The organism is Ferrovibrio sp. (assembly GCF_041906005.1).
GTDB lineage: Bacteria > Pseudomonadota > Alphaproteobacteria > Ferrovibrionales > Ferrovibrionaceae > Ferrovibrio.
On the sequence record NZ_JAYRJY010000001.1, the window covers coordinates 70,198 to 94,974 of the forward strand.

Consider the following 24,777-nt stretch of genomic DNA (forward strand, 5'->3'; position numbering starts at 1 on the left):
TCAGGCCTCGTGCCAGAGCAGGCGTCCTTCGAAGGGCCGCACCGCCACCAGCCGCGCGCCATCGCCGGCCCAGTTCATGGCGAAGTTCTGCGCCTCGAGCTGCGCCAGCCCCCAGGTAACGAGCCGTACCTGGCGCCGGCCGCTCAGCGCTGTGGCCGTCGAGGCCAGACCTGCGAAGGGCATCTCTTTCGACGGGCCTTCCAGCTTGATGAAATAGCCCAGCGCGCCGACGGTGGGATATCCGGCCTCGGCGACGAAATTCGCGGTCACATCGGCCAGCGCCCGCTCCTGCCCCAGCAGATTGGCGCGTTCGCGTTGCAGGCCCTCGATGTGATCGTCCATGTCGGCGACCAGCACGCGCAGGCGCTCCTGCTCGCGCCGGCATTCGCCGTGACGGGTTTCCAACTGCACCGGCGACATGCCGTTGATGCTGCGCAGGTCGCCCGCGTCATGGAGATAATAGGCCATGCGCTCGATATGCGGTGCCAGACCGCCAGCAGCCAGCAGCAGCAGCAGGGCGGGAATCACCAGGATAAAGGCATCGGTCAGCGTCATGATGTCAGGATACAGGGCGGAGAACAGGGAAATTCCACAGCGAGAATCCGCCCGGTATCGTTAACCGGGCGTAAAAAAGGGGCCGGGATTGTGTCCCGGCCCCGTTCTGCACCGGACCGTCGGTCCGGGAATTTTTAACGCTTCGAGAACTGGAAGCTGCGGCGGGCCTTCGGCTTGCCGTACTTCTTGCGCTCGACCACGCGCGGATCGCGGGTCAGGAAGCCCTGGGCCTTCAGGGCCGGGCGCAGGCCCGGCTCGAAATAGGTCAGGGCCTTCGAGATGCCATGGCGCAGCGCACCGGCCTGGCCCGACAGGCCGCCGCCGACGACGGTGGCCATGATGTCGAACTGGCCGACCCGGTTGGTGACCACAAGCGGCTGCTGCAGCAGCATGCGCAGCACCGGACGGGCGAAGTAGTCGTTGCTTTCCTTGCCGTTCACGGTGAACTTGCCCGAACCGGGCTTGATCCACACGCGGGCAACCGCATCCTTGCGCTTGCCGGTGGCGTAGGCACGACCGAACTTGTCGAGCTTGCGCTCTTCACCAGTGGCCTTGGCGGCCACGGCAGCCTTGGCGGCGGCGTCGGCCTTGCTCAAATCGGCGAGTGTACGTCCCTCGGCCATGATCAGTCGTTCCTCTTGTTCTTCGGATTGAGCGCGGCGACATCCAGCTTCACCGGCTGCTGTGCCTCATGCGGATGCGTCGGGCCCTTGTAGACCTTGAGCTTGGTGAGCTGACGGCGAGCCAGCGGGCTCTCCTTCGGCAGCATGCGCTCGACGGCCTTCATTATGACGCGCTCGGGGAAACGGCCGGACAGGCTCTCGCCCACCGAACGGCCCTTGATGCCGCCCGGATGGCCGGTATGCCAGTAGAATACCTTCTGCTGTTCCTTGCGGCCGGTGACGCGCACCTTCTCGGCGTTGATCACCACGACATGATCGCCGGTATCGGCGTTCGGCGTGAAAATCGCCTTGTGCTTGCCGCGCAGACGCATGGCGATGAGCGACGCGAGGCGGCCCAGAACCAGGCCATCGGCGTCGATCAGCACCCACTTCTTGTCCACTTCGGACTCTTTGGCGTTGTAGGTCTTCATCGGACTTCCTAACGGGTAGAAATAACCGCCGGCGGACCGGCGATCGGATCGGCGCGCACTATGGCGATTTCTGGCGCGCTGTCAAACCCTTTCCACCCATATAAATCAATAGTTTATATTGCGGTATTATATTACCGCCACATCATTGCAATAAAATCAACCACTTATCTAAAATTCAGGCCTGCCCTTGGCTGCGCAATCTGCATTTTCTGCCGTCCGGCCGGTATTATCGCGCCGGCGGGATGGCGTAGGTCAGCACCGAATGGGCCACCGGCTCGTCCACCCCGGCGGAAAAAAGCCCGATCTCGATGATCGCCAGCGACTTGCCCAGCTTGAGCATGCTGGCCTCGGCCAACAGATCGCCCGGGCCAGGCTTGCGCATGAAATTGATGTTCAGATTGGTGGTGACGGCCAGCGCCACCGGACCGATGAGGCCCAGCAGCAGCAGATAGGCCGCGCAATCGGCCAGAGTCATCATGGTGGGGCCCGACACCGTGCCGCCGGGGCGCAACTGAGCTTCGCCGATCGGCATGGCCATGCGCAGGGTCATGCCGTCCCAATGCTCGATTCGCATCCGCAGCGGCGCCATCTGCGGAAATTCACGGTCCAAAAAGGCGGCCAGTTCGGCCTTGTCCATTTTCATGCTGCGGGCTCCTCCCCTCTCCCGCTTAGCATTGGCGCAAGACACGGAAAAGGGCCGTGAAATTTTTGAACACGAGGTCTTGCGGTCGGGGGCCCGGGTCGCTAGTTTGCGCGCCGCACTGATCCCAGGTAGCTCAGTGGTAGAGCAGGCGGCTGTTAACCGCCCGGTCGGGGGTTCGAATCCCTCCCTGGGAGCCATTCTTTCAAAATGGCTCACTGTTGTGCTTCAACTCCGATAAGTCCGATCTTGCCCTGTGACAGCGGTTCGGTCCATTCACCGGATCGCGCGATCGGCACCGCATCTGACGGTTGCGTCAATCGCACCCGATACAGAAAAGAAAACGCTTTCCACCGAGACAGGCGTCCTGCCGATCCAGTAAATTTTCTGGCACGGCAAAAACCTGGTTTTTGGCTTTGGGGAAATCGCAATGTTCCGGTCAATTCTTGTTCCAATCGATCTTGCCCATCCCTCAAGTTGGGAGCCGGTGCTACCCGAGGCCATCGCATTGGCCCGTCAGAATGCCGCAACCCTGACAGTGACCACTGTGGTCCGGGAAACAAGTTCGTTTTTTGAAAGCCGATATCTCGCCTTCCAGATGGAGGAAGCCGTAGCCGGGGCCCGCCGGGCTTTGGCCGCGATTGTCACACCTCTCGCGACGCAGGACCTGCCCATCCGTCAGGCCGTACGACTGGGAAATATTGGCGGCGAGATCCTTGCCGAAGCCGGCGAGTGCGGCGCCGACCTCATTGTCATGGCCTCGCATCGGCCGGAGATGAAGGACTATCTGATCGGACCAAATGCAGCCTATGTCGCGCGGCACGCGACCTGTTCGGTCCTGGTGCTTCGCCCACCGGCCCAGGCAGCGGCCGGCTGACGCCACCGCTTGATGCACCGCGCCCTGCCTGACGACCGGCTGGCCGCTTGCGGCAGAACTGGTCTTACCAGTATCGACGCTGCCGCTCGGCTCAAGCAGTTTGGCGAGAATATCGTCATCGAATCCGGCCGACATGGATTGGCCGTGCTTGCTGCCGATACGGCACGCGATCCGATGTTGTGGTTCCTGGTCGTCTCATCGCTGCTGTTCTTCTTCCTGGGCGATCATTTTGAAGCTGTCATCCTTGCTGTCGCCATCCTGCCCTTGCTGGGTATGGACGCTTTTCTGCACCTTCGCACGCAGGCCTCCAGCGAAAGTCTACACGGCCATATAGCCGATCATTGCCGGGTATGGCGCGATGAGCGCGACCAGATGGTACGAACAGCTTCCCTTGTCCCCGGCGATCTGGTGCTGCTTCAGGCGGGTGACAGCATCCCGGCCGATGGCCTGTTCGCAAGCGGAAGCAACATACAGATTGATGAATCGGCGCTGACCGGCGAAGCCTGGCCAGTGGCGAAAAAAACGCTTCCTGCCATTCTTGCCCTAAAAGGCGGTCATGGCATAGATGACGCCCATTGGGGCAAGGCCGGCACGCGGCTGCTCACCGGCGAGGCGCATCTGCTGGTGACTTTCACAGGCACGGCAACAATGTACGGGGAAATCGTCAGGCTTGCCCGGATCGGCAGCCATGCCCATACACCGCTGCAACAGGCGATCTCGAAACTGGTTGGCGTGTTGCTGGTGGCGGCCCTGGGGCTTTGCCTGCTGCTGGCGGCAGTCCGCTGGATGCAGGGCTTTGGTTTGGTCGATGCCCTTACCAGTGCGATGACACTCGCAATCGCCGCCTTGCCAGAAGAGTTCCCGGTCGTTTTCTCCTTCTTCCTTGGCGCCGGCATCTATCGTATGGCGCGACGGAACGCGTTGGTGCGCAGGGCCGTGGTGGTCGAAAGCATCGGGCGAACCACGGTGATTTGCAGCGATAAAACTGGCACGCTCACCGAAGGACGACTTCGCCTGACCGCCGCTCTGCCCGCGCAGCAGAATGGCGTGACAGAGCCACGGCTAACCGCCCTGGCGGCGCTGGCAAGCCGGTCAGAGAGCGGCGACCCCCTGGACGTCGCCATACTTGCAGCTTCGGCAACGCCGACGGAAATCAGGGTCCACAGCATCCCTTTCACGGAGGACCGGCGCCGGGAAACGGCTTTCTGCCGGGACGAAGCAGGACGGATTTTTGCCGTTACCAAAGGCGCGCCGGAGACCGTGATCGGCATGTGCCACGCGGACGCATCACTGGATATGAGCCACTGGCTGCGCATTATCGCGGGTCAGGCGGCTTTGGCGCATAAGGTGATCGCCGTTGCCGTGGCCAGGGTATCAGAAGGCATGGCTGGCGACGGCATCGCATCCGGCCAGATCTCGGATGCCAATCTGCCCTTCCGCTTTGCCGGCTTGCTGGCTTTCGAGGATCCATTGCGTCAGGGCGCCGCCGCCGCCGTGTCGGCCGCGCGTGCAGCAGGAATTCGCGTGATCATGGTCACGGGAGACCATCCGCAAACGGCCTTGGCGATAGCCGAACGGCTTGGCCTTGGCAAGCGACTGGTCGCCGCAGACAGCGACCCGACCTGGTTGACGCAGGATGTTGATATCGTTGCTCGCGCTGTTCCTGCACAAAAGCTTGATCTGGTTCGCCACCTTCAACAGCGGGGCGAGGTCGTCGCTGTTACAGGAGATGGCGTCAACGATGTGCCCGCCCTGCAGGCCGCAGACACCGGCATTGCGATGGGACAGCGCGGCACACAAAGCGCCCGGGAAATCGCATCGATCGTACTTCTGGATGACAACTTCCGCAGCATCGTCTCTGCGATTGCCGAAGGACAACAGCTGTTTCGCAATTTGCGTGCCTGTTTTGCGTGGCTCATAGCGGTCCACATCCCATTTGTGGTGACCGCCGCCCTTATCCCGCTGTTGGGATATCCGCTTCTCTACTTGCCGGTCCATATTGTCTGGCTTGAACTCATAATCCATCCAACGGCGATGCTGGCCTTCCAATTACCGGCACCGGATGGCACCGATGGCATGGCGGGGCTGAAAAAGCTTGGGGCACCAAGACGCGAGGCATTCTTCACGCCCCGGCAATGGCTCGCCATCAGCGGAGGCGGATTTCTCATCACCGCTCTTGTGTTCGGTGCCTATGCGGCCGCTCTGGCGGCGGGCCATGACGCCGGATATGCCCGGAGCATCAGCCTCGTGCTGCTCGTTCTGGGCAGCGTTGCCTGCGCCGCGATCCTTAGCGCTTTTGCGACGCAGGCAATGCGGGTGATCGCTGTGGCTGTTGCCATCTCCACGCTGGCGATAGTGTTGACGCCAGCGTTTGCGCAATCTCTGCACCTTGCTGTGTTGCACATAGACGACCTGCTTTTGACGATTGGTGCGGCGCTAGCCTCGAGCCTGCCGGCCTTCCTGATCCGCAGAACCCTGATCGCCGCCAACTAGGCAAACCTCACCGCTGTTGGCAGACTGGCTATCATCCGGACCGACGGCCCCTTCATCGAGAACAATCGCTTTGGAGAGCAATGTATCCACCGCGATGCGGCCGGCGTTCGTGCCAGCCGCATCATCGGTTCAGATATTCACGCCCTCACCAATCCCTGTACGATGCGCCGCGCCACCGGCGCGACCACCAGCACGACTGGGAAAGCCACCAGCCATGACGGCAACCAGGCCGATACCCACAAGCCGGCAAACCCGTCAACCAATCCGGCGGTGCGCAACGTGGCAATGCCCGAGACGATGAACGACATCAGGGCAGACAGCACGAAGCCGAAGACAACGGGTGCAAATCGGGGAGAGATCATCTGTGTTTTCCTTTCAGGTTTGAGAAGCCGTTCACAGCATCGCCGTCAGCCGGGCGGCGATGAAGAGTCCGGTGCCGAACACCAGATGGGTGATCAGGCTGCGCAGGCGCGACGCCGTCGGGTCGGGCATGCGCGATGAAGCGATGCCCATGCCGAAGGCCGGTTGCATCACCAGGAATGGCGCGGCCACGGTGACCAGTCCGGTCAGCAGGGCGGGCATGATCGTGGGCTCCTGTAGCCAGCCGGTGCCGAACACCGCAACAAGGCCAGCGGCAAACATGATGCCGATGGCGTAATGTGCGGCCCAGCCGATTACGGCCTCTCCCGTCACCGGCGGCGCCTTGCCGATGCCGGCATGGCGAAACTCCCCGCGCGGCAGATGTCCGAGCCAGCGGCCCACCATCCGGTAATCCAGCCCGGTCACGCCATAGACGCGCCGGAGCACAAGGCCCCACAGATCCATCGCCAGCGTGGCGCCAGCGCCGACGACGACAATACGCAACATAACCTCTGACATTTCATTCACCTTTTGCGGTTCGGTCCGGGCTTGCTTCAGCCGGGAATGGCGCTACCCTACAAATTCAAGTTCACTTGAGGTCAAGCATGCAATTGCTCGATATCGCCGAAGTTGCGCAGCGTTCCGGCCTGCCCGCCTCCGCCCTGCGCTTTTACGAGGAAAAGGGCCTGATCGTTTCGGTCGGCCGGCGCGGCCTGCGGCGCCTGTTCGAGCCGAATGTGCTGGAGCGGCTGGCCCTGATCGCCCTGGGCCGCACGGCCGGCTTCAGTCTGGAAGACATCGCCGCGATGTTCGGCCCCAATGGCAGGGTAAACATCCGGCGCGAGACACTAAACGCCAAGGCCGACGAACTGGACCGCACCATCCGGCACCTGGCCGCGATGCGGGACGGCCTGCGCCATGCCGCCGTGTGCAAGGCGCCCAGCCACATGGAATGCCCCAGTTTCCGCCGGCTGGTCCGGGTAGCCGGTGCCGGGCGACTTACCGCACCCGACAAGGGCAAACCGAACCGACGCCCCCACAAAACATAGGGGCAGAAGGGCATAGCGGCATTGTAGCGTTACATCTCTGTGCTTGCCTTTATGCAGCGGGCCCGACCAGATTTATGTCATGCTGAACGAGATCAACCTGCCTCTCATCCTGCTGGCCGCGCTGATGGCAACATCCAGCCCCGGCCCGGCCACCGTCACCATCGCCGGCACATCGATGAAAGCCGGCCGCAGATATGGCCTCGCCGTCGCCACCGGGATCAGCACCGGATCGCTGATGTGGTCGACGGCCGCCGCCTTCGGCCTCGGTGCGGTGATGCTCGCCAATGCCTGGGTGTTCGAGCTGCTGCGCTATTGCGGCGCCGGCTATCTGGTCTTCCTGGCCGTGAAATCGGCGAAGTCGGCTTTGACGCCGGGCGAGATTCAGCCCAGAGGTCTGGCGAACCCGACCTGGAAACGCGCTTATGCCGCCGGGTTGGGCCTGCATCTGACCAATCCGAAAGCGATCCTGTTCTTCGGTTCGCTCTATGCCGTGGGCGTGCCGGCCCATGCCGCGCCATCGACGCTGCTGGTCATCATCACCGCCGTGGCGGTCCAGAGCGCCCTGGTTTTCCATGGCTATGCCCTGCTGTTTTCCAGCCCGCCGGTGGCGCGCGGCTATATGCGCCTGCGCCGCTGGTTCGAGGCGACCTTCGCCCTGGCCTTTGGTTATGCCGGCGTGAAGCTGCTGACCACCCGCCTGCAGTGATCAAATATAGTCTTTTATAAACAATAAGTTATGTCTTGAAAATCGCTGCGCATCATGCATCGGCCCCGTTTTCATTAAATCCGCCGCTTTCTCCGAAAGTCATGCCGTCTACACGTTCCGGTTTGTCAAACTATCGGTTATTATGCGCGTGACACGGGAGACGGACCCCAGTGGCGGAAAACTCGCTGAACTTCATTGCTGAAACCCGACCTCCTGGCGGGCCAACCGACGGCTCGTCGCCGGAACGGCGGACGTGGAAAGTGCTGATCGTCGACGACGAGCCAGACGTCCATTCCCTAACCAAGCTGCTGCTCCGCAATTTTAACTACCGCAAACGCGGCCTCAGCTTCCTGAGCGCCTATTCCGCCACCGAGGCGCGCGACGTGATGCGCGAACATCCCGATACGGCGCTGGTGCTGCTGGATGTTGTGATGGAGACCGAGCATGCCGGGCTGGCGCTGGTCGATTACATCCGCAACGATCTGGCCAACAAGTCGACCCAGATCGTGATCCGCACCGGCCAGCCAGGCCAGGCGCCGCCGCTGACCGTGGTGTCCAACCACGGCATCAACGACTACAAGGAAAAGACCGAGATCACGCAGCAGAGCATGATCCTCACCGTGGTGAAGGCGCTGCGGCTGTACGAGGAATTCCTCCCCAGCTACATCGCGGCGGCGAAATTCGCCAGCCTGACCGACCGCGCCCGCAACGGCGCCGACGACCGCGAGCTGCTGCGCCTGCTGCGGCAGGAGGCCGATATCGGCGAGGATGGCGTATTGCCGCGTCCCAGCGAACCGGCCGATCCGCGCCTGGCCGCGCTGACTGACCGTGAGCGCGAAGTGCTGAAATGGGTCAGCCAGGGCGATTCCAACAAGGCCATCGCCATCCGCCTGGGCGTGCAGGAAGTGACCGTGAAGGCCCATCTGCGGCAGATTTTCGCCAAGCTGCAGGTGTTCAACCGCACCCAGGCCGCGTCATTGGCCCTGCGCCTGCTGGAACGCGACGCCGATACCGGCCGCTGAACCTCCATCCATCCGTCATCGGAAAAAATACCGCGCCGAACTGATCCGGCGGGCCGAATTTTGCGTATCAAATAGCGAACACTTGATACGACGTCGGCATGGCAGATTCCCGCTCCCCACTCATCCTCTGGTTCCGCCAGGACTTGCGCCTGAACGATAACCCCGCGGTGGCAGCTGCGGCCTTCTGCGGCCGGCCGGTCTTGCCGCTCTATATTCTCGACACGGCGCCGCATGCGCGCCAATTGGGCGGCGCCAGCATGTGGTGGCTGCATCATTCCCTCGCGGCGCTGGCCGCTGATCTAAAGCGGCGTTATGGCCTGGAACTGATCCTGCGGCGCGGCGATGCGGCGCAGGTCTTGCCAGCGCTGGTGCGCGAAACCGGCGCGGCGGCCGTGTACTGGAACCGCTGCTACGAGCCGGCGGCCATCACGCGCGACACGGCGCTGAAAGCCGCTCTGAAAGCCGATGGCATCGCAGCCGAAACCTTCAATGCATCGCTGCTGTTCGAACCCTGGCAGGTGAAGACGCAGACGGGCGGCTGGTTCAAGGTCTATTCGCCGTTCTGGCGCGCCTGCCGCGCTCTGCCCGCCCCCGGCGCGCCCACACGCGCGCCACAAACCTTGCATGGCTTTACCGAGCCGGTGCGCAGCGACCGGCTGGATGAGTGGCGTCTGCTGCCGCACAAGCCCGACTGGGCCGGCGGATTGCGTGCGGCCTGGCAGCCGGGCGAGGCCGGCGCAGCGAAACGCCTGCGGGATTTTCTCGATCGCGCGCTGCAGGGTTATGCCGATGGCCGCGACCGCCCCGATCATGCGCTCACTTCGCGTCTGTCGTCGCATCTGCATTTCGGTGAAATCGGGCCGCGCCAGGTCTGGCAGGCGGTGCAGATGGCCGCCGGACAAAACGGCGCGGCGGCACGCAATGCCGAGAAATTTCTAAGCGAAATCGGCTGGCGTGAATTCTCCCATCACCTGCTGTTCCATTTCCCCGACCTGCCCAAGCGCAACTTCCGCGCCGATTTCGACGCCTTCCCGTGGCAGGAGGATGCCGCGCTGCTGCGCCGCTGGCAGACGGGCCAGACAGGGTATCCCATCGTCGATGCCGGCATGCGCGAGCTGTGGCAGACCGGCTGGATGCATAACCGCGTGCGCATGATCGTCGCCTCCTTCCTGGTCAAGCACCTGCGCCAGCACTGGCGCCACGGCGAAGCCTGGTTCTGGGATACGCTGGTGGATGCCGACCTGGCAAACAACGCTGCCAGCTGGCAATGGGTGGCCGGTTCAGGTGCCGATGCCGCGCCGTATTTCCGCATCTTCAACCCGATCCTGCAGGGCGAGAAATTCGATCCCGATGGCGCCTATGTGCGCCGCTGGCTGCCCGCACTGGCGGGTCTGCCCGAGAAATACATTCACAAACCCTGGCTTGCACCGGCCACGGTGCTGCGTGATGCCGGCCTGCGGCTCGGGCAGGATTACCCGCAACCGCTGGTCGATCACGACGCTGCCAGAAAAGCGGCACTGGCGGCCTTTGCCCAGTTGCGCAATGATGACCGCCAGACAGCGGGGGCTGCATGAGCAGGCACGAAACCATCCGGCGACAGCGTATCGCCGTGATCGGCGCGGGCATCGCCGGACTGGGCGCGGCCTGGGCCCTGTCGCGCCGGCATGACGTCACCGTCTTCGAGGCGAATACCTATCCCGGCGGTCACAGCAACACCGCCGAGATCGACTATGACGGCATGCCGATCGCGGTGGATACCGGCTTCATTGTCTTCAACGACTGGAACTACCCCAACCTGACGCGGCTGTTCGCCCACCTGAAGGTGCCGGCGATCAAGAGTGACATGTCGTTCGCCGTCAGCGTTGGCGACAGTCAACGGCCCGGCCGGCTGGAATGGAGCGGCAGCAGCATCGCCACATTGTTCGCGCAGAAACGCAACCTGCTGAGTCCGCGTTTCCATCGTATGTGGCGCGACATCCTGCGCTTCAACCGTGCCGCCGTCGCCGACCTGGACTCCGGCCGCATGGCGAGCCTGAGCCTGGGCGACTATCTCGCCGCCGGACAATACGGCGAAGGCTTCATGCTGGATTACCTGCTGCCGATGGGCGCCGCGATCTGGTCCGCGCCGCTGGCCGAGATGCGGGCCTTTCCCGCCCAGACCTTCGCGCGCTTCTTCAAGAACCACGGCCTGCTCAGTATCAACGACCGGCCGCAATGGTACACCGTGCAGGGCGGCAGCCGGGAATATGTGCGCCGCCTGCTGGCCGATTCCGACATCACGCTGCGTCTCAACCGGCCGGTGCAGGCGGTGATGCGGCAGGGCGACGGCATCATGGTGGCCGGCCATGCCAATGCCGAGACTTTCGACCAGGTGGTGCTGGCCTGCCACGGCGATCAGGCGTTGCGTATGCTTGGCCATCATGCCACACCGGCCGAGCACGAGCTTCTCGGCTGCTTCCGCTTCCAGCCCAACCGGGCGGTGCTGCATCGCGATGAGAACCTGATGCCGGTGCGGCGATCGGTCTGGGCAAGCTGGAACTACCTGTCCGAACCGCGCCGCGACCTGCATCGACGCGTCGGTCTGACCTACTGGATGAACCGGCTGCAGTCGATTGACGACAGCCGACCGCTGTTCGTCACCATGAACCCGCTGCAGCCGCCGCGGCGCGACAAGGTTTTCGCCGAATTCGATTACGAACATCCGCTGTTCGACCAGGCCGCGGTTGCGGCCCAAACGCGGCTGCACGAGATCCAGGGCAAGGATCGCCTGTGGTTCTGTGGTGCCTGGTGCCGGTACGGCTTCCACGAGGATGGCTTCACGGCGGGGCTGACCGTGGCGAAGCAGCTCGGCGCCGACCTGCCCTTCGAGCCGGCGATCGACAGGCCGCTGGAGCCTGTCGCGTGAACGGCGCCGACCTTTACTGGTGCCGCGTGATGCACGAACGGCTGCTGCCGTTCCGCCACAAATTCGAATACCGCGTCTTTTCGTTGCTGCTGGATATCGACCGCCTGGGAGAACTGGATCGCGGCCTGCGGCTGTTTGGCTACAACCGCTTTGCGCTGATCGGCTTCAACGACCGCGACCACGGCCCGCGCGATGGCTCGCCATTGCGGCCCTGGGTGGAGGCGGCGCTGGCCGAATACGGCTTGCGGGATGCGGCAGCCCAGATTCGCATCTTCTGTTTCCCGCGCCTGCTCGGTTATGTGTTCAATCCGCTTAGCGTGTTCTTCTGCTACGACGCCGAGGGAAGGCTGCGCGCCACGCTGTATGAGGTGAAGAACACCTTCGGTGACCAGCATGCCTATCTGATCGACGTACCGCCGGGAAAGAACAGCGGCAAGACCGTGGACCAGAGCGTGACCAAGCGCTTCCACGTCTCGCCATTCCTGCCGCTGGAGGGGGAATACCAGTTCCGCATCCTGCCGCCGGGCGAGAAGATCGGCATCATGATTCGCCAGATCGGCCGAAGTGGCGCGCTGCAGATGATCGCCACCCAGAGCGGCCGCCGCGAGGATCTCAGCGATCACAGTCTGTTGAAGGCCTTCATCCGCCATCCGCTGATGACCGTAAAAGTCATGGCTGGCATCCACTGGGAGGCGCTGCAGCTCTGGCGCAAGGGCGCAGCCTTCTTCCGCTGGACGGCGCCGCCGCAAAAGGCCGTGTCGGCAGGAAAAAGCAAAGACGAAATCAGGGAGTCCCAAGCATGAGCGAAGCCTACGCCGAACGGCAGACCCGCCTGGACCGCGCAGCGGAAGCGGCCCTCGATGTCGCCGTCGACGCCATCGCCCATCTCCACCGCGCCGAACCGCGCCAGGCCGGCCAGGTCATGCTGCTGCGATCGGCGCAGGATGCCCTGCGACTGTCGCGCGTGCCGCGCTGGACGCGGCTGATGCTGTCGCTGGCAGCAAAGGTCAGTCATGGCAGCATCACGATCACCTTGCCCGATGGCCGCAGCCTGATGGCGCAGGGCCAGGAACCCGGCCCGGCCGCCACCCTGCATATCCGGCATCACCGCTTTGCCAAACGCCTGCTGCTGGGCGGCAATCTGGCGGTGGGTCAGGCCTATATCGATGGCGATTTCGACTGCGACGGCCTTGCCGCTCTGACCGAATGGGCCTGCCTCAACAGCGACCTCGACGCCACCCTGATGGGCAAACCCTGGCTGCGCGCCTTGCGCCGTTTTGGCTTTGCCCTTGCCGCCAATTCGCGACGCGGCAGCCGGCGCAACATTGCCTACCACTACGATCTGGGCAACGACTTCTATCGCCTGTGGCTGGACCCATCGATGACCTACTCGTCCGCCCTGTGGCACAATGGCGACGAGAGCCTGGAAGAGGCGCAACTCAACAAATACCGCCGGCTTGCTGGCGAGGTTCTGCGCCTGCAGCCGGATCAGCGTGTGCTGGAGATCGGCTGCGGCTGGGGTGGCTTTGCCTGCCTGGCGGCAAAGGAATATGGCGCCCGCGTGCATGCCGTGACGATCAGCCGCGAACAGCATGACCACGCCTGCCGCCGTGTGCAGCAGGAGGGCCTGAACGACCGCGTGCGGATCGAACTGCGCGACTATCGCGACCTGACAGAGCAGTATGATGCGGTAGCGTCGATCGAAATGATCGAGGCGGTGGGGGAGAAATACTGGCCGCTGTATTTCAGCCAGCTGCGCGACCGCCTGAATCCCGGCGGCCGAGCCGGCATCCAGGCCATCGTGATCGCGGACCGGTATTTCGAGGATTATCGCGGCACGATGGATTTCATCCAGGCTTACATCTTTCCCGGCGGCATGCTGCTGTCACCCGACACGGTGGCCCGCCAGGCCGCCGCCGCGGGTCTCGATATCGTCGATGATTTCAGCTTCGGCCGCGACTATGCCCGCACGCTGAATGACTGGCATCGCCGCTTTGAAGCGGCCTGGCCGCAGATCCGCGACGTGAAAGGCAACGGCCTGCCATTCGACGATCGCTTTCGCCGCATGTGGCGTTATTACCTGGCCTATTGCGAGGGCGGCTTCAACGCCGGCACCATTGACGTGCTGCAATACGGGTTCGAAAAACCGCTTTAGGCCAGATCGTTTCAGGAGTGTCGCAGCCGGTTGCGCACCCAGCGCACCAGCGCGCCGACGACGGGCAGCCGGGCATAGAACTGGCTGCCGGCATCCCAGTGATCGAGATGGGCCTTCACCCGGCCATCCGGCGTGAAATGCAGCTCGCTGACGCCGATGGCCTGCCAGGGCTCAGCCCCGCCGAAACGCCGCGGCGTGTAGAAGAACGTCCATTTCAGGAAAGCCTGGTCGCCTTCGCGCACCGAACCGTCGATGCGGAACTTCACGTAAGAGCAGTCGCGGAACATGTCAGCGAACAGCGTCTTCATGATCGAGCGGCCCCGCACGTCATTGAAGGGGTCGCGAAAATGCACGTCCTCGGTGACCAATGCGTCCAGTCCATCCAGAGTCTGCACTGTGATCCCGGCGAAGAAATCCGCATAGCGCTGCAAGCCGCCGGCAACTGGATCGGCCGTCATCGGGTGAATCTCCGCACCAGGGGGAAATAAGCCGCATAGGGCAGCAGCCGGAGGATTTTCAGAATCATCGCGAACTGCCATGGAAAGGCGATCTCGAAGCCGCGCTCGAAATCCAGACCGCGCCATAGCCGTTCGGCAGCCTCTTCCACCGGCATCAGGAAGGGCATCGGAAAGGTATTGCGGTCGGTCAGCGGGGTTTTGATGAAGCCCGGCGAGATCAGGCGCACCGCCACGCCGCTATTCTCCAGATCGAGCCTTAACGACTCCGCCATGTTGATCAGCGCGGCCTTGCTGGCGCCATAGGCCGACGCCAGCGGCAAACCGCCATATCCGGCCAGCGAGGCATTGATCGCCACCTGGCCGCTGTGACGAGCCAGCATGGCCGGCAGCACGGCTTCAAGTCCGTTGGCCACCGTCATCACGTTGCTGTCGAGCAGCGCGCGCACCGTCCCGGCCTTGAAAGCCTTGCCCGGCGATGGGATATGCGTGCCGGCGTTGAACACCGCCAACCGGATCGGCCCGATCTCGCCCTCGATCCGCGTCACCACATCCTGCACGGCAGCCGGATCGGTCATATCAGCCGGCATGGCGTGAAATTTGCCACCGGCGCCACGGGCTTCACCCGGAATGCTGTCCAGCGTATCGACACGGCGCGAGGTGCCGGCCACGATGGCACCCGCGCGCAGATAACGGACCGCCAATGCCCGGCCGATGCCTGATCCCGCTCCGGTGATCCAGACGATTCCCGGGGCGCTCATCGCAGGCGATACTCGACCTGCGAGCCGTCTTTGGCCCTGAATGCCGATTTCACCCAGTGCCCGTCACGGTCGTACCAGAGCGTGAGGTCGATATCGCCGGTCAGATGGAACCGGCGCGCCGGGATTTCGTCGCGGGCGGCGCTGGCCGTTTCGAAGGATTCCGGCTGCACCCGCAGATCCAGCACGCGACCGTTCTGGCTGTCCATGATGGTGTGGCGCCGCACGAAATCGCCGCGCCAGTAGCTGGTCGGCATGGTATCCGCCGGCAGCATGCCGGTGAAACGGGTGCCATTCACTTTCAGGCCGTCGCCTTCGGCCACGGCGCGCAATGTTTCCGCGTCTCCGTCGTTATCGGTGCTGGAAACCAGGCTGACCAGACGGTCGCCCCGCCATTCCTCGCGGGACTGGTGGACATACCGATACAGCGTCAAGGGACCAAAGGTTACCCGCAGGTTGATGTCGACATTCACCACGCTGCGTTCACCGTCGCGAGCGATCTCGACGCGGTGATGACCGATCCGCTCACCATTCCGGAAGACTTCGAAATCGCGGGTTTCAACCTCGGTCGCCAGCGCGGCGCCGAAGCCCGAGGTCGCGGTCAGAACCGCGACGCATAGCGCTAAGCCGACAGCCTTGCCCATTGGTTCAACACCCAGCCAAAAGAGCCGCGGAAATTCAGCGGCGCATCCGTCACGGCCAGGCAAATGCAGGGGCCGTCATTCATCGCCACCGGACGGTGTTCGGTATTGCCATCGGCGATTTCAACATCGCCGCGCGTGAAGGCGCCCCCCTCATCGGTGAAACCGCCGCTCAGCACCAGGGTCATTTCCTCGCCGCGATGGGTATGCAGCGGCATAGCCGCGCCAGGAGCGATCTTGAGCAGGCTGACCATGCCACCCCGCGCCTTGGCCACCGGCAGGGCCCAGGAATGCAGGCCAGCACCGCTCCAGCGCCAGTCGATGCGATCGATCCCGTCCCTCAGGTATTCGCGCAAGGGGGCCGGAATGCCGCCCCCCCTGCGGGCAGGTTGCGCCTTGCGAGCCGGGGCCGGCTCCTGCTCGCCCAGGCGCGCCTCGATGGCGGCGAAACCGGAGGATTTCAAGGTTTGCGGCGCTGTCTCGTCGAGCATCGCACCGGCGACCCGCTCGATGGCGGCCAGTTCGGCACGGCAATGGGGACAAAGTGACAGGTGGCAGGCCACCACCAGCGACCACGGTTCGGCCAGCGAGCCGGATGCGTAATCAAGCAGCAACTCGGCCGGAATATGATGAGTCGGCGCCTGACTCGCCGGGGGTATGGCGGATAAATCGTTCACAACCATGCTCTTTGCTAAGTCCCCGTCACTGGATTACTACATTAGGTACGCATCCGACACGAATTTGGATCACCCTTCAGACGCGTCAACCCGGCAGGCCATGGATTACTTCTTTTACGGTACTTTGTGCGACCCGGATGTCCACCGCCTGATTTTGGGCTATCGGCCCGGCCCCCGCCAGATCCGCCCCGCCAGCCTGGCCGGCTTTCGCCGCAAGGTTGCCCGCGGCCGCAGCTACCCGCTGTTGATCCGCGCTCCGGCCGGCCGGGTACAGGGCCTGCTGTTTACCCCGCACCGGCGCGGGGATGCCGAACGACTCGCGGCGTATGAAGGGCCGGAATACGTCACCCGCCGCCTGTGGGTACGCCCCCGGGGCGCCGATGGCTGCCAGCCGGCGCAGGTGTTCCTGCCCGCATCCGGCATGCTGCCGGCTGGCCTGGCGGACTGGCACCCGCAGATCTGGCGCCGCCGCGAGAAAGCCGCATTTGTTCTGTCTCTTCATCGCCAGGGTTCCATGCCATGCGCAAACCGTTAGATACCAGTCATCAGCCCTTTCCGGTCGAGGTCTCCCGCATCGACCCGGTGTTTCGGGGCCATTTGAATGTCGACGAGTTGCATCTGCGCCACGGCCTGTTCGCCGGCGGCATGAGCGACCAGATGAGCCGCGAGGTGGTCTCGCGGCGCGATGCCGTCTGCGTCATGCCTTACGATCCCAAACGTGACCAAGTCGTGCTGATCGAACAATTCCGCGCATCGGCCCTGTTCAATGGCGACCGGGCCTGGATGGTTGAGGCCGTCGCCGGCCTGATCGAGGATGGCGAAACCATCGAGGATGTCGCGCGCCGCGAATTGAAAGAGGAAAGCGGGCTGGAGGCCATCGGCGCGCTGCTGCCGATCAGCATGGTCTATTCCACGCCTGGCTTTTGCAGCGAGCGCTTCTACATGTTCTGTGCCCAGGTCGATGCCGGCAAGGCCGGCGGCATCCACGGACTGGACCACGAACACGAGGATATTCGGGTCTTCACCCTGCCCTTCACCGAGGCATTTGCACGCTGGGAAGCCGGGGAATTCCCCAATTCGCCCGCCACCATCGGCCTGCTCTGGCTTGGCCTGTATCGTGAGCGGCTGCAGCAAAACTGGGCCGACCCGCGCGGGTTGCGACCCTGATCCCCCCTCGGTATAGGATTGGATCGGGGGAATTAGCCCGATACCCAGATACCGAGAGTAAAATGGACATCCGGAAAGATTTCATCGACAGCATCGGCCGTACCCCGCTGATCCGCCTGCGCCGCGCCTCCGAACTCACCGGCTGCGAAATCTACGGCAAGGCCGAGTTCATGAATCCCGGCGGTTCGGTGAAGGACCGCGCCGCCCTCTATATTGTCCAGGATGCCATCAAACGCGGCACCCTGCGCCCCGGCGGCACCATTGTCGAAGGCACGGCGGGCAATACCGGCATCGGACTGGCGCTGGTGGGCAATGCGATGGGTTTCAGGACCGTGATCGTGATGCCGGAAACCCAGAGCCAGGAGAAAAAGGATTTCCTGCGCCTGTGCGGTGCCGACCTGCGGCTGGTGCCGGCGGTGCCCTACAAGGACCCGAACAATTATGTGAAATTTTCCGGCCGTCTGGCCGAGGAGATGGCGAAGACCGAACCCAATGGCGCCATCTGGGCCAACCAGTTCGACAACGTCGCCAACCGCGAGGCGCATTACCGCACGACGGGGCCGGAAATCTGGACCCAGACCGAGGGCAAAGTGGATGGCTTCACCTGCGCGGTGGGTTCGGGCGGCACCTTCGCCGGCGTGCTGATGGCCCTGAAGGAACGCAATCCGAAGGTGCAGGTGGCGCTGGCCGATCCGATGGGCGCGGCGCTGTACAGCTATTACAAGACCGGCGAGTTGAAAGCCGAAGGCAGCTCGATCACCGAAGGCATCGGCCAGGGCCGCATCACGGCGAACCTGGAAGGCATCACGCCGGACGACGCTTTCCAGATCCCGGACGAGGAAGCCCTGCCCGTGGTGTTCGACCTGATCCAGCATGAAGGTCTGGTGCTGGGCGGTTCCAGCGGGGTCAACATCGCCGCGGCGATCCGCCTGGCCAAGAAGATGGGCCCGGGCCATACCATCGTGACCATCCTGTGCGACGGCGGCGCGCGTTATCAGAGCAAGATGTTCAACCCCGAGTTCCTGCGGGCCAAGAACCTGCCCGTTCCGTCCTGGATGGCCTGAGCATGACTACCTTCCTGTTCCGCGACGACGCCTACCTCACCCATTGCGATGCCGTGGTGACCGCGATCGACGAACGCGGCTTCCAGACCAACCAGACGGTGTTCTATCCGCTGGGCGGCGGGCAGCCGGGCGATGTCGGCCGCTTCGTGCTCTCGACCGGCGAGATCGTCGAAATCACCGATACCGTGAAGGGCGACGGGCCCGATGGCATCATCCACAAGACCGGCACCGGCTCGGCCGCGCTGAAAGTCGGCAGCACCGGCAAGCTGGAACTGGACTGGGCGCGGCGCCATCGCCTGATGCGCATGCATACCTGCCTGCATCTGCTCTCGGCGCTGGTGCCCTTCCCCGTCACCGGCGGTTCGGTGGGCGACGGCAAGGGCCGGCTGGATTTCGACATGGCCGACAGCATCCCCGACAAAGATACCCTGACCGCGAAGCTGAACGAGTTGATCCGCGAGGACCATGCCGTGACGGCGCGCTGGATCACCGATGAGGAATTGCTGGGCAATCCCGAACTGGTGAAGACCATGGCGGTGAAGCCGCCGATGGGCCATGGCCGCGTGCGCCTGATCGAGGTGGCCGGCATGGACAAGCCGCTCGACCTGCAGGCCTGCGGCGGGACGCACGTGAAACAGACCGGCGAGATCGGTCCGGTGACGGTGCGCAAGATCGAGAACAAGGGAAAACAGAACCGCCGCGTGAATATCGAATTCGCGGCTTGAAAGCACTGGAGTTCAGGGAGCGTTACATGGCTTATGTGAATGCGGATGCGCTGGTTTCCACCGAATGGCTGGCCGAACACCTGAAGGCGCCAGACCTGCGCATCGTCGATGCTTCATGGTACCTGCCCTTCATGAACCGCAATGGCAAGGCGGAATACAATGAGGGCCATATCCCCGGCGCCGTGTATTTCGACATCGACGATATTTCCGATACCGACAGCAAGCTGCCGCATATGCTGCCCAGCCCGGAGAAGTTCGCTTCGCGCATGCGCCGGCTGGGCATCGGCGACGGCAACCGCATCGTGGTCTATGACGGTTCCGACAACCACCTCTCCGCCCCGCGCGCCTGGTGGATGTTCCGCGTCTTCGGCCACACCGATGTCGCCGTGCTGAATGGCGGCCTCAAGAAGTGGAAGGCCGAAGGCCGCCCGGTGGAAGACCTGCCGCCGCTGCCGCGCGAACGGCATTTCACCGCGCGCCGCAACGACCTGCTGGTGCGCGACGTGGAACAGGTGCGCGCCAACCTGGCCAGCGGCCGCGAGCAGGTGCTCGATGCCCGCAGCAAGGGCCGCTTTGACGGCAGCGAGCCCGAACCGCGCCCCGGCCTGCGCGGCGGCCACATCCCCGGCTCGAAATGCCTGCCGGCCGCCACCCTCACCGATCCCGCCACCGGACTGTTCCGCAACGGCCCCGAACTGAAGGCCCTGCTGCAGGATGCCGGCATCGACATGTCGAAGCCGGTGATCACCACCTGCGGCTCGGGTGTCTCGGCCTGCTCGCTGACGCTGGCGCTGCATCTGCTGGGCCATCGTCAGGTGGCGGTCTATGATGGCTCGTGGACCGAATGGGGCGGCCGCGCCGATCTGCCGGCGGAAGTGGCCTGAACGAGAGGCCCGGCATGGCGGAGGCGCGGGAGGGCCGCGTGGAACAGGCGATCTTCCGCCTGCCGCCGGCAAAGCTGCTGGACGACGGTCGCTACAACGTCACCGTCGTCTATCTCGACATGACCAGGGCGCCGCCCGAGGCACCCAATCCACCGCCGCTGGTGCCCAAGCTGGCGCTGCTGCGGCTCGACAAGCCAACGGTGGGGTTCTACCGCTACCTCTACGAGGCGGTGGGCAGCCGCTGGTACTGGGTCGATCGTCACCGCATGAGCGACGTGGCGCTGGGCCATATCATCAACGACCCGCTGGTGGAAATCTGGGTGCCCTATGTGGGCGGCGTGCCCGCCGGCTATATCGAGCTTGATCGCCGCGCCGAAGAGAGCGACGACACCAAACCGATCAACATCGCCTATTTCGGCCTGGCGCCGGAATTCTTCGGTCGCGGCATCGGCCCATGGCTGCTGCGCGCCGGCATCCGGCAGGCGTTTTCCTATGAGACGAAGCGCCTGACGGTGAATACCTGCAACCTGGATCACCCGGCCGCCCTGCCGCTGTACCAGAAGCTCGGCTTCCGCCCCTATCAGACGCGCGAGGCGCTGTTCGATCCGCGGCGCTAGCCGGCAGCTTTGACGCGCTGGTAATGCCGCCGCGCCTTGGCGCGGTTGCCGCAGGCTTCCATCGAGCACCAGCGGCGGCGCTTGTTCGGACTGGTATCGTGGAACAGCCAGCCGCAGCCCGGCCCGGCGCAACAGCGGATACTTTCCGGTTCCGCCGTCACCAGCAGGTCGGCCGCCAGCCGCGCGATGGCGCCGAGCGGCGAGCCGAGGTCGATACCGTCGCCATGGCTGCGCCAGACCAGGCGGCCATGCGAAGCGGCCAGCGCCCGTCCTTCGGGATATTCCAGCAGGCAGCGGTTCAGCACGGCCAGATCGGCTTTCGGTGCGCCGCGGCCATGGCGCGAGGCATCGGCCAGATGGAACAGTGCCTCGCGCAGGGCGATGGCCTCTTTGCACACGGCTGCCGCCCTGACCGGTGTATTGGCCGCCAGCCGCTCCAGCTCAGTCGCGGTGGACGCGCTCAGGATGCCGGCCCGCCGGCACCAGGCCAGCAGGGCCGCGTACGACACCAGGGTCTCTTCCGGTCCGCCCTCGGCCGGTTTGCGCCCGCGCCAGTCCAGCGTGTTAACGAAATCGAGCGCCGGATGGCCGCCGAGCAGGTCGAGAGTGAGGACGCGGAGCGGCTCTTTCATATAACCATCATACCGGTTGACTGCCCAACCGCCAATGCCTAGTTTCCGCCCGATGGAATCCGACGCCCAGCAATCCGCCAGCGAACAATCCGATGCCGAACCGGCCGTCTTCACCCGTGCCGGGGTCTGGCGCGGCATGAAGCTGACCCTGCCCTTCAGCGTCAGCGCGATGCCCTTCGGCCTGGCTTATGGCGCGGCGGCGGCCGGCGTGGGGGTGACGCCGGGCGAAGCCACGCTGATGAGCGCGCTGCTCTTTGCCGGCAGCGCGCAGTTCGCCGTGCTCAGCCTGTGGGTCTCGCCGCTGCCGCTGATGGCGATGGTGCTCACGGCGTTTCTGGTGAATGCGCGTCATGTGGTGATGGGCGCGGCCTTGCATCCCTTTATTTCCAACCTGCCGCGCAGGGTGGTGCTGCCGCTGGCCGGCGGCATGACTGATGCCGGCTGGGCCATCACCCTGCAGGAAATGATGCGCGGCCGGCGCGACCTAGGCATCCTGCTCGGCACCATCATCATGCAATGGCCGATCTGGACCGGCGGCACGCTGGCCGGCGCGCTGGTCGGCGGCGCCGGGCTGGAACCGAAACGCTGGGGCCTGGACGTGCTGATCGCAGGCGTGTTCGCCACCTCCGTCGTCGGCCTTTATCGCGGGCGTGGCGATGCGCTGCCCTGGGCCGCCGCCATTGCCGGCACGGCAGCCAGCCTGCTCTGGCTGCCCGGCAACTGGTATATCCTGATCGGCGGCCTCTGCGCCGGCCTCGCGGGGCTGCTGCGCCATGCCGACTGAGATACTGGGCATCAATACCATGGCGCTGCTGGCCATCGCCGGCATGGCACTGGCAACTTACATCACCCGTGCCGGCGGCTTCTGGCTGATGGGTTATGTCACCATCTCGCCGCGCATCGAACGCTTCCTGCGCCAGACCGCCGGCGGCGTGCTGATCGCCATCGTGACGGCGGCGGCGATGAACGGCGACTGGACCATGTGGTGCGGCCTGGGCGCCACTTTCGCCGTCATGCTGCTTTTCCGCCGGCCGATGACGGCGATCCTGATCGGCATGGCGGTGGCCGCCGGCCTGCGCTGGCTGCCACCACTATAGTGTTATTTCAACAGCAGATGTCTTGCTTGTTGATCACTTAAACGCGCCGATTTGCTTGATATGTATCTTTGTTAAACGGAATATTGAACTCTGGTAACAGTGCCTGATGAATGACAATTCTGCTTTTTAGATTGATCTCTGAATCATCTCTGAATGCAAATCGCATAGTATTATTTTCACGATTTCTATTTCCTATTGCCCCAAGTTTGTATAGCTCTCTGAGAATGTCTCCATGCTTTACAGCCTTTGAAAGCATCTCAACTTCAGTGTTTTCTTTAGCAAGTGAATTTAAGTGCCGAACAAACTCGTCATAACTGAATTCAGCTTTGAATTCAGTCAAAATTACAGGAAAAGCCTCTATCTGCTTTTTATCTTGGTACTTTACAGCCAATTCAGCCTGTATCTCGCGCCAACTGAATTTGGCGTATTTCTTTGCGACTGCATCGATAATCGTGTTGGTAAATACCCAAGCATTTGGGGCTTTATCTATACATAAATTCAAAAGACGAACCAAATCTCTAGGTTTAAACCACGTCTTATGCAGGATGTATTTAGGCGAGAGCCGATTGCCATTGTGAGAGAAATATCTATCCCAAATGCCCCGCAACTCACCGCTCACCGCAACTCCCTGAATCTGTTCACTGACCATAATTTTGTGACAAATCATCTTGATTAAAGGGTGAGATACGTCTTCTTCCGAGACTGAGGCCGTCCAATTCAATTCGCGGCCGAACCCCTGTATTAATTTCTCGATCTCTTTATCGATAGTATGAACAGCATGAACCACCTCAGATCTAACTGCGGCCACAATTTTTAACCAACGGCCTGCAGCATGAGACATTTCATTAAATTGATGGATGACAACAATAAGATCCCTTATTAAGCGAGCATCCCGCTCATATTGTCTTTTTGATGCGAGCTTTGGCTCAAGCTCATCGATAAAAAGATAAAATGAACCTGAGTTCATCGTAATATTTTTGAACAACTCATCCGCTTTGAACAAAATATCAGTGATTTTAAACTTCTTTTTATCTGAATCGTTCGCCCCCCATTCCAAAAAGAGTTTTGCGCTCGGCGTAGCAGAAACCTCAATTTCACCTTTTGTAATTTTTGGTATTAGACGCCGCAATCCGCTTACTCCGCTGGATTCCGATGAGATTTCAGTAACGAATTTGGCATAACGAGCGCAATCAGATGAAGAAGAACTAAAGCGCGACATATTACTCGCGATTGTGTCCGCTATAACTCTATGAAAATACCAACGCCAAATATTCTCAAAATCCTGATCAAAGATATTGCCTGTGTTGTCGTCGGTGACAGAGAAAGCACCTTCTTGAGATGCAAATTCTTCACGCTGCTCTTCAGAAATTTTGGACTTAAAAAGCACGAACTCCGCGAGATTATCTTTTCGGCGAACATTTAAGTCTATGTAACGAAGAAGCGCTGTCTTTCCGGTTCCTTTCAGGCCATATACGTAAAAACGACGACCTGAAATAAAATCATCCACATCAATATAATCGGGTTTGTAAAAAGTTTTCAGGAATAAGTCTTCAGCGGCCTTATCAGCAAAGATCAACTCGTCTTTAGCGTCAGGCTTTCCAATATAAACTTGAGATATCTTTAAATTATTCATTTCCGCCCTCAACTCATTGAATTCAAGGAATGATGCAAAATTACACTGATCGAATTAACTAGAAAACTAATTATTCGAGTCCCATTCCACCACCTGCCAGGTATTGCCGCGCCGCTGCACGCGATAGCGCGTGGGCGGCGCCGGCGTGGTGGCGCAGTCGGGCTCGGCCATCTGCAGGCCGCAATTGCGCCCGGCAATGGCGATCACCGCTTCATCCGGCGCGGCCTGCTCAGCGGCGGCGACGCGATAGCTCCACCAATAACGGATATGCGATGCCCCGGCGAAATCCAGTGAAGCCGCCTGCGGCCAGACGACGCGGCAAAGCGCTGGGTCGCGGCGGGCGAAACAGGCCAGTAGGGTTTCGACGGCGCAGAGCGGCGTGTCCGGCCGGCCGATGCAGCGGCTGTCGCTGCGCTCGGCCGGGCCGATCAGCCGATATTGCCCGGCCGGGTCAACAGCTGGCAGTTGCGCGACGGCCGTGATTGGGGCGGCCATGGGTAACAACGCAAGAAGTACGGCGACGATGCGGCGCATGACGCTCCTCCCCGGTTATCTGCGGGGAAGAGCATAAC

General features: G+C 62.6%; 30 protein-coding genes and 1 tRNA gene. 18 read left to right on the plus strand and 13 right to left on the minus strand.

The annotated features are described in order from the left end of the window. From ACE3OO_RS00340 to ACE3OO_RS00355, 4 genes are all read right to left on the minus strand, one after another. Complete coding sequence (locus ACE3OO_RS00340; RefSeq protein ID WP_374298498.1) at window positions 1-555, minus strand: hypothetical protein; 555 nt, start codon at window positions 553-555, stop codon at window positions 1-3. Between the two features lie 134 nt (window positions 556-689). Then, complete coding sequence (rpsI, locus tag ACE3OO_RS00345) at window positions 690-1,178, minus strand: 30S ribosomal protein S9 (protein WP_374298500.1); 489 nt, start codon at window positions 1,176-1,178, stop codon at window positions 690-692. A 2-nt stretch (window positions 1,179-1,180) separates the two neighbouring features. Beyond that, window positions 1,181-1,648, minus strand: coding sequence for a 50S ribosomal protein L13 (gene rplM, locus ACE3OO_RS00350; protein ID WP_374298502.1), 468 nt, complete (start codon window positions 1,646-1,648; stop codon window positions 1,181-1,183). A gap of 226 nt (window positions 1,649-1,874) precedes the next feature. Beyond that, the gene (locus tag ACE3OO_RS00355; protein WP_374298504.1) at window positions 1,875-2,291 is read right to left on the minus strand and encodes a PaaI family thioesterase; all 417 of its coding nucleotides are present in this window, start codon (window positions 2,289-2,291) and stop codon (window positions 1,875-1,877) included. 122 nt (window positions 2,292-2,413) lie between these two features. Here ACE3OO_RS00355 and ACE3OO_RS00360 point away from each other — a divergent pair. From ACE3OO_RS00360 to ACE3OO_RS00370, 3 genes are all read left to right on the plus strand, one after another. Next, window positions 2,414-2,488, plus strand: a tRNA-Asn gene (locus ACE3OO_RS00360). A gap of 230 nt (window positions 2,489-2,718) precedes the next feature. Then, window positions 2,719-3,165, plus strand: coding sequence for a universal stress protein (locus tag ACE3OO_RS00365; RefSeq protein WP_374298506.1), 447 nt, complete (start codon window positions 2,719-2,721; stop codon window positions 3,163-3,165). A 12-nt stretch (window positions 3,166-3,177) separates the two neighbouring features. After that, window positions 3,178-5,658 carry a cation-translocating P-type ATPase gene (locus ACE3OO_RS00370; RefSeq protein ID WP_374298508.1) on the plus strand — a complete coding sequence of 827 codons (2,481 nt, stop codon included), beginning with the start codon at window positions 3,178-3,180 and terminating at the stop codon, window positions 5,656-5,658. A 137-nt stretch (window positions 5,659-5,795) separates the two neighbouring features. Here ACE3OO_RS00370 and ACE3OO_RS00375 read toward each other — a convergent pair whose 3' ends face one another. After that, window positions 5,796-6,020, minus strand: a complete 225-nt coding sequence (locus ACE3OO_RS00375; protein WP_374298510.1) for a DUF2798 domain-containing protein — start codon at window positions 6,018-6,020, stop codon at window positions 5,796-5,798. Window positions 6,021-6,051: 31 nt separating this feature from the next. Further along, window positions 6,052-6,537, minus strand: a complete 486-nt coding sequence (locus ACE3OO_RS00380) for a DUF2938 domain-containing protein (RefSeq protein ID WP_374298513.1) — start codon at window positions 6,535-6,537, stop codon at window positions 6,052-6,054. Between the two features lie 86 nt (window positions 6,538-6,623). Here ACE3OO_RS00380 and ACE3OO_RS00385 point away from each other — a divergent pair, with 86 nt between their 5' ends. The 7 genes from ACE3OO_RS00385 (at window position 6,624) to ACE3OO_RS00415 (ending at window position 13,855) form a co-directional block, all read left to right on the plus strand. Then, a complete protein-coding gene (locus tag ACE3OO_RS00385) occupies window positions 6,624-7,067 on the plus strand; it encodes a helix-turn-helix domain-containing protein (RefSeq protein ID WP_374298515.1) in 444 nt (147 codons plus the stop codon). A gap of 79 nt (window positions 7,068-7,146) precedes the next feature. Next, on the plus strand, window positions 7,147-7,773 hold the full coding sequence (locus ACE3OO_RS00390) for a LysE family translocator (RefSeq protein WP_374298517.1): 627 nt from the start codon (window positions 7,147-7,149) through the stop codon (window positions 7,771-7,773). Between the two features lie 260 nt (window positions 7,774-8,033). Next, window positions 8,034-8,795: a LuxR C-terminal-related transcriptional regulator gene (locus ACE3OO_RS00395; protein ID WP_374298519.1), complete on the plus strand. Its 762-nt coding sequence runs from the start codon at window positions 8,034-8,036 to the stop codon at window positions 8,793-8,795. Window positions 8,796-8,893: 98 nt separating this feature from the next. After that, window positions 8,894-10,369: a deoxyribodipyrimidine photo-lyase gene (locus tag ACE3OO_RS00400; RefSeq protein WP_374298521.1), complete on the plus strand. Its 1,476-nt coding sequence runs from the start codon at window positions 8,894-8,896 to the stop codon at window positions 10,367-10,369. Then, a complete protein-coding gene (locus ACE3OO_RS00405; protein ID WP_374298524.1) occupies window positions 10,366-11,700 on the plus strand; it encodes an NAD(P)/FAD-dependent oxidoreductase in 1,335 nt (444 codons plus the stop codon). The genes ACE3OO_RS00400 and ACE3OO_RS00405 overlap by 4 nt, the downstream gene beginning before the upstream one ends. Further along, on the plus strand, window positions 11,697-12,503 hold the full coding sequence (locus tag ACE3OO_RS00410) for a DUF1365 domain-containing protein (RefSeq protein ID WP_374298526.1): 807 nt from the start codon (window positions 11,697-11,699) through the stop codon (window positions 12,501-12,503). Before ACE3OO_RS00405 ends, ACE3OO_RS00410 begins: the two co-directional genes overlap by 4 nt. Continuing rightward, complete coding sequence (locus tag ACE3OO_RS00415) at window positions 12,500-13,855, plus strand: class I SAM-dependent methyltransferase (protein WP_374298528.1); 1,356 nt, start codon at window positions 12,500-12,502, stop codon at window positions 13,853-13,855. The genes ACE3OO_RS00410 and ACE3OO_RS00415 overlap by 4 nt, the downstream gene beginning before the upstream one ends. Before the next feature lie 11 nt (window positions 13,856-13,866). Here ACE3OO_RS00415 and ACE3OO_RS00420 read toward each other — a convergent pair whose 3' ends face one another. From ACE3OO_RS00420 to ACE3OO_RS00435, 4 genes are read right to left on the minus strand one after another with little or no spacing between them, the layout of a single operon-like run. Continuing rightward, the gene (locus tag ACE3OO_RS00420) at window positions 13,867-14,313 is read right to left on the minus strand and encodes a nuclear transport factor 2 family protein (RefSeq protein ID WP_374298531.1); all 447 of its coding nucleotides are present in this window, start codon (window positions 14,311-14,313) and stop codon (window positions 13,867-13,869) included. Further along, window positions 14,310-15,071 (minus strand): SDR family NAD(P)-dependent oxidoreductase, encoded by a 762-nt coding sequence (locus ACE3OO_RS00425; RefSeq protein WP_374298533.1) that lies wholly within the window; start codon window positions 15,069-15,071, stop codon window positions 14,310-14,312. Before ACE3OO_RS00425 ends, ACE3OO_RS00420 begins: the two co-directional genes overlap by 4 nt. Further along, window positions 15,068-15,712 carry a DUF6134 family protein gene (locus ACE3OO_RS00430; protein ID WP_374298535.1) on the minus strand — a complete coding sequence of 215 codons (645 nt, stop codon included), beginning with the start codon at window positions 15,710-15,712 and terminating at the stop codon, window positions 15,068-15,070. The genes ACE3OO_RS00425 and ACE3OO_RS00430 overlap by 4 nt, the downstream gene beginning before the upstream one ends. Continuing rightward, window positions 15,691-16,386 carry a ChrR family anti-sigma-E factor gene (locus tag ACE3OO_RS00435; protein WP_374298537.1) on the minus strand — a complete coding sequence of 232 codons (696 nt, stop codon included), beginning with the start codon at window positions 16,384-16,386 and terminating at the stop codon, window positions 15,691-15,693. Before ACE3OO_RS00435 ends, ACE3OO_RS00430 begins: the two co-directional genes overlap by 22 nt. A 100-nt stretch (window positions 16,387-16,486) precedes the next feature. On the opposite strand from ACE3OO_RS00435, the gene ACE3OO_RS00440 reads away from it, so the two are divergent. The 6 genes from ACE3OO_RS00440 to ACE3OO_RS00465 all read left to right on the plus strand — a co-directional run bounded on the left by ACE3OO_RS00440 (window position 16,487) and on the right by ACE3OO_RS00465 (window position 20,843). Then, window positions 16,487-16,921 (plus strand): gamma-glutamylcyclotransferase family protein, encoded by a 435-nt coding sequence (locus ACE3OO_RS00440; protein ID WP_374298540.1) that lies wholly within the window; start codon window positions 16,487-16,489, stop codon window positions 16,919-16,921. After that, window positions 16,906-17,553, plus strand: coding sequence for an NUDIX domain-containing protein (locus ACE3OO_RS00445; protein ID WP_374298542.1), 648 nt, complete (start codon window positions 16,906-16,908; stop codon window positions 17,551-17,553). Before ACE3OO_RS00440 ends, ACE3OO_RS00445 begins: the two co-directional genes overlap by 16 nt. A gap of 62 nt (window positions 17,554-17,615) precedes the next feature. Then, window positions 17,616-18,617 carry a cysteine synthase A gene (locus tag ACE3OO_RS00450; RefSeq protein WP_374298544.1) on the plus strand — a complete coding sequence of 334 codons (1,002 nt, stop codon included), beginning with the start codon at window positions 17,616-17,618 and terminating at the stop codon, window positions 18,615-18,617. Window positions 18,618-18,619: 2 nt separating this feature from the next. Further along, complete coding sequence (locus ACE3OO_RS00455) at window positions 18,620-19,342, plus strand: alanyl-tRNA editing protein (RefSeq protein ID WP_374298547.1); 723 nt, start codon at window positions 18,620-18,622, stop codon at window positions 19,340-19,342. Between the two features lie 26 nt (window positions 19,343-19,368). Beyond that, entirely contained in the window at window positions 19,369-20,226 is an 858-nt protein-coding gene (gene sseA / locus ACE3OO_RS00460) for a 3-mercaptopyruvate sulfurtransferase (RefSeq protein ID WP_374298549.1), read from the plus strand. Window positions 20,227-20,240: 14 nt separating this feature from the next. After that, a complete protein-coding gene (locus ACE3OO_RS00465) occupies window positions 20,241-20,843 on the plus strand; it encodes a GNAT family N-acetyltransferase (protein ID WP_374298551.1) in 603 nt (200 codons plus the stop codon). Here ACE3OO_RS00465 and ACE3OO_RS00470 read toward each other — a convergent pair. Next, complete coding sequence (locus tag ACE3OO_RS00470) at window positions 20,840-21,475, minus strand: ABATE domain-containing protein (RefSeq protein WP_374298553.1); 636 nt, start codon at window positions 21,473-21,475, stop codon at window positions 20,840-20,842. The two genes, ACE3OO_RS00465 and ACE3OO_RS00470, sit on opposite strands and share 4 nt — an antisense overlap. Window positions 21,476-21,509: 34 nt before the next feature. Here ACE3OO_RS00470 and ACE3OO_RS00475 point away from each other — a divergent pair, with 34 nt between their 5' ends. Beyond that, window positions 21,510-22,259, plus strand: coding sequence for an AzlC family ABC transporter permease (locus tag ACE3OO_RS00475; RefSeq protein WP_374298555.1), 750 nt, complete (start codon window positions 21,510-21,512; stop codon window positions 22,257-22,259). After that, window positions 22,249-22,572 (plus strand): AzlD family protein, encoded by a 324-nt coding sequence (locus ACE3OO_RS00480; RefSeq protein ID WP_374298557.1) that lies wholly within the window; start codon window positions 22,249-22,251, stop codon window positions 22,570-22,572. The genes ACE3OO_RS00475 and ACE3OO_RS00480 overlap by 11 nt, the downstream gene beginning before the upstream one ends. Window positions 22,573-22,609: 37 nt before the next feature. Here ACE3OO_RS00480 and ACE3OO_RS00485 read toward each other — a convergent pair whose 3' ends face one another. Continuing rightward, window positions 22,610-24,205 (minus strand): P-loop ATPase, Sll1717 family, encoded by a 1,596-nt coding sequence (locus ACE3OO_RS00485; protein ID WP_374298559.1) that lies wholly within the window; start codon window positions 24,203-24,205, stop codon window positions 22,610-22,612. A gap of 66 nt (window positions 24,206-24,271) precedes the next feature. Further along, entirely contained in the window at window positions 24,272-24,739 is a 468-nt protein-coding gene (locus tag ACE3OO_RS00490) for a hypothetical protein (protein WP_374298561.1), read from the minus strand. Between the last annotated feature and the right edge of the window lie 38 nt (window positions 24,740-24,777).

Coding starts and splice junctions, on each gene's coding strand:
- ACE3OO_RS00340 (WP_374298498.1), bottom strand. CDS start 555: ATGACGCTGACCGATGCCTTTATCCTGGTGATTCCCGCCCTGCTGCTG.
- rpsI (WP_374298500.1), bottom strand. CDS start 1,178: ATGGCCGAGGGACGTACACTCGCCGATTTGAGCAAGGCCGACGCCGCC.
- rplM (WP_374298502.1), bottom strand. CDS start 1,648: ATGAAGACCTACAACGCCAAAGAGTCCGAAGTGGACAAGAAGTGGGTG.
- ACE3OO_RS00355 (WP_374298504.1), bottom strand. CDS start 2,291: ATGAAAATGGACAAGGCCGAACTGGCCGCCTTTTTGGACCGTGAATTT.
- ACE3OO_RS00365 (WP_374298506.1), top strand. CDS start 2,719: ATGTTCCGGTCAATTCTTGTTCCAATCGATCTTGCCCATCCCTCAAGT.
- ACE3OO_RS00370 (WP_374298508.1), top strand. CDS start 3,178: ATGCACCGCGCCCTGCCTGACGACCGGCTGGCCGCTTGCGGCAGAACT.
- ACE3OO_RS00375 (WP_374298510.1), bottom strand. CDS start 6,020: ATGATCTCTCCCCGATTTGCACCCGTTGTCTTCGGCTTCGTGCTGTCT.
- ACE3OO_RS00380 (WP_374298513.1), bottom strand. CDS start 6,537: ATGTCAGAGGTTATGTTGCGTATTGTCGTCGTCGGCGCTGGCGCCACG.
- ACE3OO_RS00385 (WP_374298515.1), top strand. CDS start 6,624: ATGCAATTGCTCGATATCGCCGAAGTTGCGCAGCGTTCCGGCCTGCCC.
- ACE3OO_RS00390 (WP_374298517.1), top strand. CDS start 7,147: ATGCTGAACGAGATCAACCTGCCTCTCATCCTGCTGGCCGCGCTGATG.
- ACE3OO_RS00400 (WP_374298521.1), top strand. CDS start 8,894: ATGGCAGATTCCCGCTCCCCACTCATCCTCTGGTTCCGCCAGGACTTG.
- ACE3OO_RS00405 (WP_374298524.1), top strand. CDS start 10,366: ATGAGCAGGCACGAAACCATCCGGCGACAGCGTATCGCCGTGATCGGC.
- ACE3OO_RS00415 (WP_374298528.1), top strand. CDS start 12,500: ATGAGCGAAGCCTACGCCGAACGGCAGACCCGCCTGGACCGCGCAGCG.
- ACE3OO_RS00420 (WP_374298531.1), bottom strand. CDS start 14,313: ATGACGGCCGATCCAGTTGCCGGCGGCTTGCAGCGCTATGCGGATTTC.
- ACE3OO_RS00425 (WP_374298533.1), bottom strand. CDS start 15,071: ATGAGCGCCCCGGGAATCGTCTGGATCACCGGAGCGGGATCAGGCATC.
- ACE3OO_RS00430 (WP_374298535.1), bottom strand. CDS start 15,712: ATGGGCAAGGCTGTCGGCTTAGCGCTATGCGTCGCGGTTCTGACCGCG.
- ACE3OO_RS00440 (WP_374298540.1), top strand. CDS start 16,487: ATGGATTACTTCTTTTACGGTACTTTGTGCGACCCGGATGTCCACCGC.
- ACE3OO_RS00445 (WP_374298542.1), top strand. CDS start 16,906: ATGCGCAAACCGTTAGATACCAGTCATCAGCCCTTTCCGGTCGAGGTC.
- ACE3OO_RS00450 (WP_374298544.1), top strand. CDS start 17,616: ATGGACATCCGGAAAGATTTCATCGACAGCATCGGCCGTACCCCGCTG.
- ACE3OO_RS00455 (WP_374298547.1), top strand. CDS start 18,620: ATGACTACCTTCCTGTTCCGCGACGACGCCTACCTCACCCATTGCGAT.
- sseA (WP_374298549.1), top strand. CDS start 19,369: ATGGCTTATGTGAATGCGGATGCGCTGGTTTCCACCGAATGGCTGGCC.
- ACE3OO_RS00465 (WP_374298551.1), top strand. CDS start 20,241: ATGGCGGAGGCGCGGGAGGGCCGCGTGGAACAGGCGATCTTCCGCCTG.
- ACE3OO_RS00470 (WP_374298553.1), bottom strand. CDS start 21,475: ATGAAAGAGCCGCTCCGCGTCCTCACTCTCGACCTGCTCGGCGGCCAT.
- ACE3OO_RS00475 (WP_374298555.1), top strand. CDS start 21,510: ATGCCTAGTTTCCGCCCGATGGAATCCGACGCCCAGCAATCCGCCAGC.
- ACE3OO_RS00480 (WP_374298557.1), top strand. CDS start 22,249: ATGCCGACTGAGATACTGGGCATCAATACCATGGCGCTGCTGGCCATC.
- ACE3OO_RS00485 (WP_374298559.1), bottom strand. CDS start 24,205: ATGAATAATTTAAAGATATCTCAAGTTTATATTGGAAAGCCTGACGCT.
- ACE3OO_RS00490 (WP_374298561.1), bottom strand. CDS start 24,739: ATGCGCCGCATCGTCGCCGTACTTCTTGCGTTGTTACCCATGGCCGCC.